At 52.1% G+C, this 13,710-nt stretch carries 7 protein-coding genes and 1 tRNA gene; 3 read left to right on the top strand and 5 right to left on the bottom strand.

Going from position 1 to position 13,710, the window contains the following annotated elements:
• Nucleotides 1-48 precede the first annotated feature (48 nt).
• Complete coding sequence (gene topA, locus ACZ5BI_RS09755) at nucleotides 49-2,778, bottom strand: type I DNA topoisomerase (RefSeq protein ID WP_464896304.1); 2,730 nt, start codon at nucleotides 2,776-2,778, stop codon at nucleotides 49-51.
• Nucleotides 2,779-3,465: 687 nt separating this feature from the next.
• On the opposite strand from topA, the gene ACZ5BI_RS09750 reads away from it, so the two are divergent.
• Together ACZ5BI_RS09750 and ACZ5BI_RS09745 are read left to right on the top strand one after the other, a co-directional pair.
• On the top strand, nucleotides 3,466-5,232 hold the full coding sequence (locus ACZ5BI_RS09750) for a CAP domain-containing protein (RefSeq protein ID WP_024059593.1): 1,767 nt from the start codon (nucleotides 3,466-3,468) through the stop codon (nucleotides 5,230-5,232).
• A 425-nt stretch (nucleotides 5,233-5,657) separates the two neighbouring features.
• Nucleotides 5,658-8,984 (top strand): hypothetical protein, encoded by a 3,327-nt coding sequence (locus ACZ5BI_RS09745; RefSeq protein WP_464896303.1) that lies wholly within the window; start codon nucleotides 5,658-5,660, stop codon nucleotides 8,982-8,984.
• 233 nt (nucleotides 8,985-9,217) lie between these two features.
• Here the strand turns inward: ACZ5BI_RS09745 and ACZ5BI_RS09740 are convergent, their stop codons facing one another.
• From ACZ5BI_RS09740 to purT, 4 genes are all read right to left on the bottom strand, one after another.
• A complete protein-coding gene (locus tag ACZ5BI_RS09740) occupies nucleotides 9,218-10,351 on the bottom strand; it encodes an ABC transporter ATP-binding protein (protein WP_278605316.1) in 1,134 nt (377 codons plus the stop codon).
• Nucleotides 10,352-10,686: 335 nt separating this feature from the next.
• Entirely contained in the window at nucleotides 10,687-11,421 is a 735-nt protein-coding gene (locus ACZ5BI_RS09735; protein WP_024059589.1) for a phosphoglyceromutase, read from the bottom strand.
• Between the two features lie 53 nt (nucleotides 11,422-11,474).
• A complete protein-coding gene (locus ACZ5BI_RS09730; RefSeq protein WP_464896302.1) occupies nucleotides 11,475-11,798 on the bottom strand; it encodes a histone-like nucleoid-structuring protein Lsr2 in 324 nt (107 codons plus the stop codon).
• 241 nt (nucleotides 11,799-12,039) lie between these two features.
• The gene (purT, locus tag ACZ5BI_RS09725) at nucleotides 12,040-13,254 is read right to left on the bottom strand and encodes a formate-dependent phosphoribosylglycinamide formyltransferase (protein WP_464896301.1); all 1,215 of its coding nucleotides are present in this window, start codon (nucleotides 13,252-13,254) and stop codon (nucleotides 12,040-12,042) included.
• Nucleotides 13,255-13,399: 145 nt separating this feature from the next.
• Here purT and ACZ5BI_RS09720 point away from each other — a divergent pair.
• Nucleotides 13,400-13,472: transfer RNA gene (locus tag ACZ5BI_RS09720), tRNA-Lys, on the top strand.
• Nucleotides 13,473-13,710: the final 238 nt, after the last annotated feature.

Raw genomic sequence — 13,710 nt, 5'->3', positions numbered from 1 at the left:
ACCTAATTAGCAACCGGAGATGTACCGCAATAGCAGCAAGAGTATTACCTACTTTTTCGCTGCCGACTGCTTAGTGGTTTTAGCAGTGGTTTTCTTGGCGGTCGCCCGCTTGGTGGTAGTTTTCTTGGCTGCAGTTTTCTTCGTGGTCTTCTTCGCAGCGGTTTTCTTAGTAGCTTTGCGAGTCCCGCGTTTTTTCGCCGGCCCTTTCGCCCGCTTTTCTGCCAGTAAAGTATAGGCTTGATCAGCGTCAATATCTTCGATAGTGCTAGCGCGGGGCACGGTCACATTGGTGGTGCCGTCCGTAATATAAGGGCCAAACCGCCCATCCTTAATTACTACCGGTTTACCCGAGTTAGGATCGGTTCCCAGCTCTTTTAAGGGCGGTTTCGCGGTGCGACCTCTGCGGGTTTTCGGTTGGGCGTAAATCTCTAAAGCCTGATCCAAAGTGATGGAGAAAATCTGGTCTTCCGTCTCTAGGGAGCGCGAATCCGTCCCTTTCTTCAAATACGGGCCGTACCGGCCGTTTTGCGCGGTAATATCGGCTCCGCTTTCGGGATCCTGCCCCACTACTCGCGGCAGCGAAAGCAGTTTCAAGGCATCATCCAAACTGACGCTCTCAATCGACATAGTTTTAAATAGGGAGGCCGTGCGGGGTTTAGTCCCCTTAGGGGCGTCCTCGGGGAGTACTTCGGTAAAGTAGGGGCCGTAGCGTCCGTTCTTCACTAAAATCAGGTTCCCGTTTTCGGGATCATTGCCCAGTTCCCGACCGGTATCAGCCGAAATCGTGAACAGTTCTTTTACCTTTTCGGCATTTATCTCGTCGGGAGCTAGCTCTTCAGGTAGCGAGGCGCGCTTGCCCTCTGCGTCCTCTAAATAAGGGCCATAGCGACCTACCCGTACGTTTACCCCGGGTAGCACTTCGATAGAGTTCAGGGCGCGGGCATCAATGTCGCCTAGACCCTCCACCGTATCTTTGAGGCCGCGAGTCCAAAACTCTCCGCCAGTCCCGCCCCCAAAATAAAAGTGTGCCAATAGTTCTTTGCCGTCCCGTTGCCCGGCGGCAATCTGATCCAAATCGCCTTCCATTGTGGCGGTGAAATCATAATCCACCAGAGATGCCAGGTTCTCTTCTAGCAGGCGAACCACGGAAAAGGCCTGCCAAGAGGGAATCAGAGCCTGCCCGGCGCGGCGCACATACCCGCGTTCAATAATTACCCCGATTGTGGAGGCATAGGTGGAGGGGCGCCCTACTCCCTTTTCTTCTAAGGTTTTCACCAAGGAGGCTTCGGTATAGCGCGGAGGCGGGCTGGTGACATGCGCTGCCTTGTCTCTGTCTACCTCGCTAAACGCTACTTCTTGCCCTTCGTTTAGTTTCGGCAGCGCCGTGGAACTGTCGCTGCTGGCGTAGCGGGATTTGTCTTTACCCTCTTCATAGGCGGCCAGGAAACCGCGGAAGGTAATCACGGTTCCCGAAGCAGTAAACACCAGTTCGTGGGCTTCGCCCTCTACCTGGATCTGAGCGTTAAGGCGCACGGTATCGGTAGTGCCGCGCGCATCATTCATTTGTGAGGACAGGGTGCGTTTCCAAATCAGTTCATATAGCGCGGCCTGCTGCGCGGTGAGGGCGGAGCGCACCTGATCGGGGGTGCGGAAGTTATCACCGGCGGGCCGGATTGCTTCGTGTGCTTCTTGTGCCCCTTTGGCTTTCTTCGCGTAAAAGCGGGGTTTTTCGGGGACAGCGTCTGCCCCATATAGATCCGTAGCCTGGCGCCGCGCCGCCGAGATAGCTTGGCTAGACAGCGCGGTCGAGTCGGTACGCATATAGGTGATGTAGCCGTTCTCGTACAGATATTGCGCGAGCGCCATGGTTTGCCGCGAAGACATGCGTAGTTTTCTTCCTGCCTCTTGCTGCAGGGTAGAGGTAGTAAAAGGCGGGGCAGGCCGGCGCGTATAGGGTTTGGATTCTACTGATGTCACCTGACAGTGGGCCTTTTCCCCTAAGGCTTGTACCAGTTTTTCCCACAGCTTTTCATCCATCACGGTGGCTTCGCGTTTTAACTGGCCGCGGTCATCGAAGTCCCGGCCAACGGCAAAACGCACTCCATCCATTTCCAAGGCACGGGCATTAAAGTCCCCGCCATCAGCTTTGAAGGTGGCGTTTAGATCAAAGTAGTTGGCGGGAATGAAAGCGATCCGTTCCCGCTCGCGTTGCACCACCAGGCGAGTGGCCACTGACTGTACCCGTCCAGCTGACAGGTGCCGGGCAACTTTGCGCCATAGAATCGGAGAAACCTCATACCCGTAGAGGCGATCTAGAATCCGGCGGGTTTCTTGGGCTTCTACCAGGTCAGTGTCAATATCACGGGTGTTTTCCAGGGCGCGATCAATGGCTTCTCGGGTAATCTCATGGAATACCATCCGTTTTACTGGAACCTTGGGTTTTAATACTTCCAGCAGGTGCCAAGCAATCGCCTCGCCCTCGCGGTCTTCATCGGTGGCGAGGTAGAGCTCTTCGGCTTTTGCTAGATCCTTACGTAGTCCCGCTACGGTTTTTTTCTTATCGGGGTTAACCACATAGTAGGGCTGGAAGTTGTTGTCCACATCTACCGCGAACTTTTTGTATCCGGACTGTTTGAGCTTTTCGGGTAGGGCAGATGGCTGCGGCAAGTCCCGGATATGCCCCACCGAGGCTTCTACCTGGTAGTCAGCGCCCAGGTACCCGCTGATAGTGCGAGCCTTAGCTGGAGATTCGACGATTACCAGTTTCTTAGCGCTCAAGACTTCCTCTTCCCTTGGGTTAACGATCTACCTTTATACCTTATATATATCTCGCAAACTTGAAAGGCTAACAAATGAGCTTTCTCGGCCAGGTGGTTGGAGCCGTCCGCGAGGGCTGACTAGTTAATGAGGTCGTCCGTTAGGAAAAACCAATACAACCCGGGAGAAGTGTTGTATCAACATTGTTCAAACATGAGCAGGCTCAAATGTTTCTAGTATTCCTTGTTAGATTTGCTAAATGAGTAAAAACTCAATGGTTGGTGAGTTAAAAATCAGGTTCAAAAATGACGCAATGAAAAATTTGTGCTTTTTCTAGTTTTCATGAGAAAAATGCAATCGAGAGTTTATATACGCAGGCAAAAGCTAGTTTTAAGTAGAACTGAACATTAACTCATTCAAATGGTCAAAATTAGGGGTGAGAGAACTCACAATTTACATCCAAGGTGCCACTATCGTTAGATAATCCTGAAAACATTCTAATAGGCCAGGTCAGACCTACTTTATGGTTGGTAAGTATTCGCGAAAATAACCTACCAGGTGTAAAACTTTCATTTTCAAACATTATTCGCTTTCTTCATGTTCGTTTTCGTGGATAATAGTTAATGAACGAAGCGAAGGATCGTGACGTTCACGGAAATCGAAGGATTTGGTTTCCATAAGAGGAAAACGCAAGGAACGGGATCTACGATGAAAACGTGGAAAGAACACGCCAAGACTCTGGTTGCAGGTGTTCTAGTAGCTGGGGTTGTCGCTGCCGGTGTAAATCTGGCCGATGCGGCTACTTTCTTTACCGGTACTGCTTCCGCTGCCTCCAGCGCAGTGACTGCTAACGCGATCAACACCAACAACCGTGAAGAGGTTCGCACCCGTTACCTAAGCGATATTGCCGATACTGACTACCCCGAAAGCCCTAACAACGGTGCGGACCACAAAAACTGCCGCGCCGGCGTGGTCAACCCCACCACCGCTAACTCGGTAGCTCGCGCCCTTAACTACTTCCGCGGCCTCAACGGAGCTGAAGCGGTCAAGATGGATACTACTTCTCCGCTGCAAGATTACACTCAGCAGGCCGCCCTCAATATGGCTGCCAATGGGCGTCTTTCACACACCGTACAAAACGACTCCAAATGCTTTAGCTTTAAAGCTCAACAGGGCGCAGCCATTTCTAACCTTTCCGATAGCGCGGGGCAAACTCCGGCCGAACAGATTCTGTGGTACTTCATCGATCCTTCCAGCCTGGGTGGTTCCACGATGACGAAGGTTGGCACTAACGACCGCTTGGGACACCGCATTGCTTTAATGGATCCCACCTTGTCCACCACTTCTTACGGAAACGTAAATGGTTATAACGCGATTGTAGTCACCGGAGATCGGCTGGTAAGCACTCCGGACTTCAATAACAAGCAGATCATCAATGAAGCCGCCTACAAGCCGGAAGTTATGACTTGGCCGTCAGCGGGATACTTCCCCTATCAGCTGCTGACCACTAATCGCGATGACCGCGAGGATGTAGAACGTTGGAGCATCTCCTTCCGCGGCGAAAGCAGGTCGGAGCGTCCCGACCTGTCGGGTGCCCGGGTGCGAGTGACCGGCCCTAATGGCGCGGAAGTTCCCACCACCATTTTGAACAACAAGCTCAATGGCAAAGGCCCGGGAACCTGGAACTACTACAGCACCCTGTTAATCAAGATGCCGAAGATTACCGATCTTCCGGTGGGCACCGATGGTTCGCGCGACTACAAAGTGAGCGTTTCCGGGGTTAAGGGTGCGACTCGTTCCTCCTACACCTACACCGTGAAACTGTTCGATCCGATGATCTCCTCTTCCGAGATGGCTCCCCAGATCAAGGTAAATGCCGCTCCCCGAGTAGCCCAGGGTGGATACGCTGAACCGGCTAAGATCACCGTTCAGGGTTCGACCGGTATGAAATACCAGTGGCAGCGCTCCAAGGATGCCGGTAAGACTTGGGAGGACGTGAAAGATAAGTTCCGGGTTCCTGCTGATCATAGCTTCTATGGAACTGCCAACGATCTGGACTACGCCCCTGGTGCTCGCACCGAAGACAAGTGGGGACTGCTGCGGTCGGCTCCGATTGCTAATCGCGCAGAGGCCGAGTCCTTGCGCTTCCGCTTGAAGGTCACCAACCCGGTCGGCACCTCGATCTCTGAACCGCTGAAACTGGAATACTACGGATTCGATCAGGATCAGGTTATCCGCCAGGGCGACAAACTAATCGCGAAGGTTAGCTTGCAGGGTAACTCCGATTCGGTGGAGCGTTTCAGTGACGTGATCTGGAAAGACCAAAACGGTAAGCAGGTCGGAACCGGTGAGACTTTGACTTTAACCCCCGATATGAAGGGCAAGCAGATACGCCCCACCGTGCAGTTCTGGCTTACCTCGTTCATGTCAGCTTCTCTCTACGAGTTGAAGCTGCCCGCATACTCCGTTGGGTAACTTGCGTTTTCTAAACCTAACGGTCCCAAAGAGGGTCGCGTCCTTAGGGACGAGGACGCGGCTCCTCAAAAAAGAATCCAGTCGTTACCTGGTTGATTGGCTTCAATAACTGAAAAGAAATCATCTGGCTCCTAGGACGTTCCCAGTCTAGGAGCCAGATAATTTTTTGGTTAATGTCTATATCTTGGCTTCGGTTTTAGCGTTTGCCAGCGCTATTTTTGGGGGTTGATGAGTTAGAGGGTGCAGCGTTTTCCGGGCGGTTTTTTCCGTTATCTTCGCCCTCATATTTGAAGCTGTCCACGATCCGGAATAGATCCCATAAAAACGGGTATGGGCTGGACTTTTGTCATTAAATACGGGAAAATTATAAAGAACTTAAGGCTTGATAAAACGAGCATAATCAACACGATATAGAGGGATATCTTATGGCGCGCAAACAGGTTGCAAAGGTAGCGATTGCAGCAGGCACCGGGATCGCACTGGTGGCTCCGGCGGCTTCGGCTTTCGGGATTAATCAAGCAGAACCGCAGGGCAAGTTGAATATTCCGGGCTCTGTTTCGCAGTGCCGCGTCGGAGTTGACGTGGCTGCGGTCAACAAGGCCTATCAGGATTATCAGCGCGCCCAGCAGCAAGCCCAGGATGCGGTCGCAAATTTGGATGCTGAACAGTCCAAGCCTGAGATTGCCGAGCCCCTCGCGGCTTATGCGGGTGCCCAAGACGGCCTGCGGAAGGCACAAGCTGGCCAGCAGGAGAAACGCGCCGATGCCACCGCTGCCCACCAGCAGATGCAAGAAAAGACAGCGCAAGCCCTGGCGGCGGCAGTTGCTGATCTTGGGAAAGCTGAAAAGAGTTTAGAGCAGGCTAAGCAGCAGCAGAAGCGGGCCGAAGAGAACCTCCATAACGCGAAGACGAATAAAGAGGCGGCGGATCGGGAGAATGACCAGGCTCAGGCCGCCGCTCCGGGAGCTGAGGCGGTAGCTGAAGCTAAGAAAGCTGCCGATGAGGCCGCCAAGGCTCTGGATGAGGCGCAAGAAAAAGCCAATCAGGCTAAATCTGAACTAGATGAAGCCACCAAGGCTGCTGAAAAGGCGAACCAGGATGTAAAGCAGGCTGAAAGCGCGAAGCAAGCCGCAGAGCAAAAAGCTAAAGACGCTGCGAATAAGGTAAAAGATAAAGAAGCCGCCTTAGCTGACGCAAAACAGAAACTGCAGGACGTTAAAGATGTTCTGAAAAACGACAAAGCGCTGCAAGAAGCACAAGATAAGGTCGATGCGGCTCAGCAGGAACTTAATGCCGCAACTACTACTAAGGACGCGACAGCTAAAGATTTGGCTGCCGCCAAAGAGGTACTAAAACAAAACCAAGCGGAAGCAGCGGAAAAAGACAAGGCAGAAAAGCAAGCGAACCAAGCCTTTAAAGATGCAAAGAGTGAGCTAAGTAAGTTAAATAAGGCGCAGCAGGAAAAACAAACCGTCTATGACGAAGCCGTCAAGGCACAACAAGAGGCTGCAACCAATAAAGATAACGCGCAAAAAGCTCTGGACGAGCAGACTCCCAAGTGCGAAGCCGCCAAGAAAAAGGTAGATGACGCAACGAAGGCCAAGGAAGATGCTGATGCCGCAGTTGCAGCAGCACAAAAAGCGGTTCAAGCAGCCAAAGAAGCCCTAGAAGCCTCCAAAGTCAAGGCTCAGGAACAGTGGAACTTGGGTTCAAAGGGATTTTTCCAAGAGAATAAATCCAGTAAGGCTCTAGCTCAGCTGAATACAGATTTTGTTGTAAATGGAAAAAAGATTACTTCTTACACCACCGTAGGAAACCCTCAAGATGCTACTTCCCTTGAGAATATGAAGCTTGCTCTCGAAACCATGAAAGAGGGAAATGAGCTGCGGGTTAAGGGTGATAATAACTTTGCTGCAATGTCAGCTCTTAAAATAACCGATGAATTAATGGCTCTTGCTCAAGTTAACGCAAACTATTCAGCGCTTTTTAAAAATGGGCATTCGGGTAATTTTGGTCCTTTCGTAAACTCCGTTGGTGAGAACCTCTCCTGGGGTGAGGGGAGCCCCTATACGCGTTCACAGGCTTCCTGGTATACCAGTGAAAAAGCAATCTACGACAAAGATCCCTCGGGTAACAGCGGTGTGGTCGGACACTATACCAATCTAATGGACAAAGATTTCTTGTATACGGGATTCGCAAGCGGTCAAAAAAATGCCTCCTATGGGATTGTACATGCCCAAGAATTCTGGGGTGGCACCACCGACACGGCGTACACTTACGAGGAATATCTTGACCGTTTCATGAAGTATTACAACGGATTGCAGGACGCCAAGGAGAATGGTTCTCAAGAAGCACGCGATGCCCTGGCTAAAGCTGAGGCAGATGCGGGTTTGCAAGAAAAACTAGCGAAACAAGCCCAGGCTGCTAAGGATCTGGAGCAGGCAAAAACCGCTGCCGCCGAGCAAGCGGAGAAGTGTGCGGACTGCCAGAAAGCATTGGAGGAAGCGGAGGCAGCATTTGAGAAAGCTGAGGAAGCTGCCACATCTGCAAAGCAAGACCTAGATGCCGCCAAGGCAGCTGCTAAAGCTCAAGACGGTGTAGTTCAAAACAAACACACGAAACTGGTAAACGCTGAAAAGGCTAAAGCGGCAGCAAAGGAAGCAGTCACCCAGGCACAAGAGGAAGTTAACGCCAAACAAAAGGCTGCCGATGAAGCGCAACAGACAGTAGATGAAAAGCAAAAAGCTTTAGATGCCGCTAAGGAGAACTATGACGCGGTAGTTGCCACCAAGGCTGACGCTAAGAAACAGCTCGAGGACGCAGAAAATGCAGTAAAACAGGCAGAAGACGCTTTGAATGCTGCCAAAGACGAAAAAGCTAAAGCCGATGCGGCAGTAACCGACGCCGAAACCAAGCTAAACGAAGCGCAGCGGCAAGCTACCGAAGCTACCACCAAGGCAACTGCGGCAAAGGCAGCTACAGATACCGCTGATAAAGATGTAGCGGATGCCAAGACGGCAAACGAAGCGGCAGCCAAGGATTACGCAAACAAAGACGCCGCCCAAAAGGCTGCGGATGACGCCAAGACGAAAGCCGAAGCCGCAGCGCAAGCAGTCGAGGATGCGCAGAAAGCTAAAAACACCGCCGATCAAGAAGCCGCAGATGCCAACACGGCAAAAGATACAGCTCAGGCAGCTAAAGATCAGGCTGCGGTAGACAACGAAGCCGCACAGGAAGTACCCGACCTCGACACCTGGGTAGGACAACAACCTGGCAGCGCACCTGCTCCGGCGGCTCCGCTGCCCACAATGGCGATGCGGGCACCGGCAGCTACCAACGTTAGTGCCGAAACCCAGCAGGCAATTGATGACGTCCTCGCGAAGTATCAAGCTTACCTGGAGGCCGCGCAGGCAGCAGAAACCGCTACCGAGAAAGTACAGCAGTTAGCAGCCGCATATAAAGAAGCTAAAGCAGCGCTAGCGCCATTCGAAGTAGCCCTGCAGCAGGCTAACACGCAGTTGGATAAGGCAAAAGCCTCCTATGAGAAGCTCTATAAAGACTGCATCGCTCCCGGGTCAGCCTCTACAGTCGCTACCGGCAAACACGCGCAGGAACCGGGTAAAGCCTCCAGTTCCGGCTTGGGTAAAACCGGCGCCGCTGACTTGTCCACTATTTTAGGGCTGTCAGCAATCAGCGCAGGAGCCGGTGCCTACCTGGTTACCCGGCGCCGCCAGCCCAAGCATGCGCGCTAGAAAACGCGTCTTAATCTGACAGCAATAACCTATGGTGGGGTCAATGCCTAAAAAAGGCATTGACCCCACCATAAATTTAGCTATAAGTTCTCAATCGGTAGCTAATACGGGTTAACAGGTTTAATGCCTAATCACCAAAACAGAGATTTCTACCAGGCGTAATAGTGGCGGCATAGCAATGGGGGGCAGGCACCAGGCCTGCCCCCCAACTTAGTGGTTGCTATTTGATTAGATTACTCCGGTAGCCGTTCTTGGGTAGCGGCCGCGAACAGGTGGCGCGCGCCCTCTTTAATCCGCACCGGCATTACCGATCCAGCTGGCGGCGCAGAATGCGGAGCCACCCGGATAGTTACCTGGTTCAAAGAAGGACGACCATCTTTACGATGCTCCACCGCGTCATGACCATCCAAAGTGCCATAAACATAGGCGTCAGAACCAAGTTCCTCCACATGGGTCACCTTGATCGGAATAGTGTGCTCCGGGTCAACCATGCCCTCTTGTACCTCTAGTGCCTCCGGACGGAAACCAATAATGATTTCACCGTTATCCTCTGGCTTAATCGCATCCAAAGTAGCCTGCGCCAAAGGAATCTTCGCTCCGCCCAGTACTGCGGAACCATCCTGCACCTTGAAGGTACCAATGTTCATAGCCGGCGAACCGATGAAGGCTGCCACGAAAGCATTCGCGGGGCGATCATATAGTTCCCGCGGCGTGCCCACCTGCTGTAGAACGCCGCCGGCAATCACCGCGATCCGGTCACCCATCGTTAGCGCTTCGGTCTGGTCGTGAGTCACGTACAAAGTAGTGACCCCCAAAGTGCGCTGCAATTGGGCAATCTGGGTGCGGGTCTGCACACGCAGCTTCGCATCCAAGTTCGACAGCGGTTCATCCATCAAGAACACCTGGGGTTTACGCACAATCGCGCGTCCCATCGCTACGCGCTGACGCTGACCACCAGACAGAGCCTTCGGTTTACGATCCAAATACTCGGTCAAATCCAAAGTCTCTGCAGCCTGTTCCACCCGCTTATCGATTTCCTCTTGCGGAACCTTAGCGATCTTGAGGGCGAAACCCATGTTTTGACGCACCGTCATGTGCGGGTAAAGCGCATAGTTCTGGAAAACCATGGCGATATCGCGATCCTTGGGAGCCATATCGGTGACATCATTATCGCCGATATAAATCTTGCCGGAATTAACATCCTCTAGCCCAGCAAGCATCCGCAAAGAAGTGGACTTTCCGCAACCAGAAGGACCAACCAAAACTAGAAACTCGCCATCAGCAATTTCCAGATTCAACCTGTCTACAGCCGGATGATCTGAACCGGGGTAAACCCGAGTAACGGAATCAAAAACAATTTTTGCCATATTAATATCTCTCCTCCACGGGCAGGTACGTGCCCGACGATCCGAGTGGAGTGCCTGTTGTAACTGCGGGAAATATCTTCCCCACGTGTCACCTGCGACACAAGCGCTGATTGCGCCTGAACTCAGTCTGCCATAATTATCGCTCTCATGGTAGTGAGATACGCCAAAGTTGCGCCAATTCCTAACTTATTTGTGTTCACCGGCTCAGCAAAGCCAGGAATCTGCTATTTTCTTTGCCGAGGGCGCAGCCGAGCCAACCCCAAAAACTGGGAGCAACCGGGTCTAAATATGACAAAGTCCCCGAGGTCGCCCTCGGGGACTGTCAAGGAAAGAAACTACTTACCCTGGTTGGCTACTGCCGCAATCTTGGCTTCAGCATCCGGATCCAGGTAGGTTCCGCCTTTCTTTACCGGCTGCAGGTTCTCGTCTAGCTCGTAGTACAAGGGAACCCCGGTAGGAATATTCAAACCAGAAATATCATCGTCACTGATTTGATCAAGATGTTTAACGATGGCGCGCAGAGAGTTACCGTGTGCTGCCACCATCACCGTTTTACCGCTCTTGAGCTCGGGGACGATCGCTTCTTCCCAATAGGGAAGTAGGCGCTCTAGTACCTGCTCTAGACATTCGGTGCGCGGAATCGGCTCCCCGGAGTAGCGAGGATCTTGATCTTGCGAGAACTCTGATCCCAGCTCGATTTCCGGAGGCGGAGTGGAGTAGGAACGACGCCACAACATGAACTGTTCATCGCCATATTCGTCCCGGATAGCTTTCTTGTCTTTGCCCTGCAACGCGCCATAGTGGCGTTCATTCAAACGCCAACTGCGCTTAACCGGAATCCAGTGACGATCGGCCGCATCTAACGACAGATTAGCAGTCATAATCGCCCGGCGTAGCAAAGAAGTGAAAACCACATCCGGCAGAATGTTTTCTTGCTTCATTAGTTCGCCACCGTGGACGGCCTCTTGACGGCCTTGATCGGAGAGTGGAACATCCACCCAACCGGTGAAAAGATTTTTAGCATTCCATTCGCTTTGCCCATGACGGAGCAATATAAGTTTGTAAGTCATATCCTCAGTCTCTCATTCTTTAGGTGAAAATGCCCGGGGTGTAAGTCCCTTTTTTATTTTAAGTGCGTACGGTAGTAGGCGGAGCGTACTTTCGCGGAGATGCGTCCCTTTTCTGATACCTGCATATTCTGTTCCCGCGCCCAAGCCCGGATCTTGGAGGCATCGGAAACCCGGCGGGTATCAGTACCGGCAATCCGGCGTCCTCCTACCCGTCGGCCTGCCTGAATCCACGGGTCCATAATTTCGCGCAACTTGGCGGCATTTTCAGAAGATAAATCAATTTCGTAATCAATACCGTCAAGACCGAACTTAATGGTTTCATCCCCGAGTTCGCCATTCATGTCATCAATAAGAACAATTCTGGTTTTCCTGGCCATTATGTTGCCTTTCCATTTTTAAAAAGTTAATTCTGATTTTTATATTAACGCTATTAAAGAAACATTTCTATATATATTTAAACGCTAACTCAATTAATAATTGGCGGTGGCAATATCGGCAATAAATATCGCTTTCAAGCGCACAAATATTGTGGCTACCTGCAAGTAGTAGGTAAATCCAGTTTATAAAAACCAGAGAAAACCTTACGGTCTTTAAGAAAATAGCTTTTTCGTGACCGATTTAGGCGTCCGCTACCGTTATTAATCTCGCGGCTTTCTTTGCCCGCTCCCGCGCCTGGTCGATATTATTTCCGCGCGCCAATGCCACGCCCATGCGCCTGCCGGGGCGAGAATCAGGTTTACCAAAAAGCCGCAAATCCGCTTCCGGAACTGATAAAGCCTGATCCAAACCCCGATATACCGGACCTTCAGTTTGCAGATTCGCACAAATAACTGCCGAGGCCGCGGGGGTGCGCAGGCGGGTGTCAACCGGCAAACCTAAAATAGCGCGGGCATGGAGTTCAAACTCTGACAGGTAACCAGAAGCCATAGTCACCATCCCGGTGTCGTGAGGACGCGGGGACACTTCGGAAAAGAGAACCTGGTCACCACAAATAAACAGTTCCACCCCGAATAGGCCGCGCCCTCCCAAGGCGGAAGTAACTTTGGCGGCGACAGCTTGCGCCTTTTCTAGCACCGCGCTATCCATCGGGGCTGGCTGCCAAGACTCGTGGTAGTCGCCGTTTACCTGCAGGTGGCCAATTGGTTCGCAAAAACTGGTGATGGTTTCTCCCGTATGGGGATCACGCGAACGCACCGTCAAAAGGGTGATTTCATAGTCGAAATCTACTAGCCCTTCTACGATTACCCTGCCTCGGCTAGCGCCCCGTCCGCCCTCGAGAGCATAATGCCAGGCAGGAGTGATATCTTCTGGGGTTTTCAGCAGGCTCTGCCCCTTGCCTGAAGATGACATCACTGGTTTGACTATGCAGGGTAGACCAATTTTTTCTACCGCTTGGCGCATCTGTTCTTCCCCGGACGCAAACACGTAGCGGGAAGTAGGGATACCTAGTTCTTCTGCGGCGAGGCGACGGATACCTTCCCGATCCATAGTCAGGCGGGTAGCGTGGGCAGTCGGGATTACCGTGACCTGGCGAGAAGCGGCTATTTCTTCCAAAGTGTCGGTAGCGATAGCTTCAATTTCCGGAATAATGAAATGAGGACGCACCTTTTTCACCAGGAAATCGATCTGTTTACCATCGGTCATGTCTAGGACGTAGGAATAGTGCGCCACCTGCTGCGCTGGTGCGTTTTGGTAGCGGTCAGCGGCGTGAACTTCTACCCCCAGGCGCATAAATGCGATTGCCAATTCTTTACCTAATTCTCCGGAACCGAGCAGGAGAACCCGGAGTGAGGATTTTGATAGGGGAGTTCCGAAGGTAGTTGGCGTTAACATAAAAACCCTTTCCTAATAATCAATTCCGCCTGATATATAGGGATTTGAGTACTACTTTACGGGTTCTTTAGTGACGGAAGCAACCAAAATGTAACTTGGGGAAATCCCCTTTGCCCTTGTACAATAAAACGTGCCTTTAAGGCAGGCGCCTGTAGCTCAGTTGGTAGAGCAACGGACTTTTAATCCGTGGGTCCAGGGTTCGATCCCCTGCGGGCGTACTAAATTATTTAAGCCCGGCCTTGTGCCGGGCTTAAATAATTTTGAGTCCCTGGGGTCGAACCCGGGAGGGCTGGCGCGGGAAGGTAGCGAACGCGGGTTGAGCGTTCGCCCGCGCCAGTGGTTTTCGGAGGCTGTGCTCCGAAAACCCTTGCTGGTGCGCAGCACCGCCGATCCCCTGCGGGCGTACAACGAGGAGTCCGAACGGTGAAAAAAGCCTTCGGGCTTTTTTCATTAGTG

The organism is Varibaculum sp. GTC20041, assembly GCF_055387755.1.
This window is presented reverse-complemented; position numbering and strand designations above follow the sequence as displayed.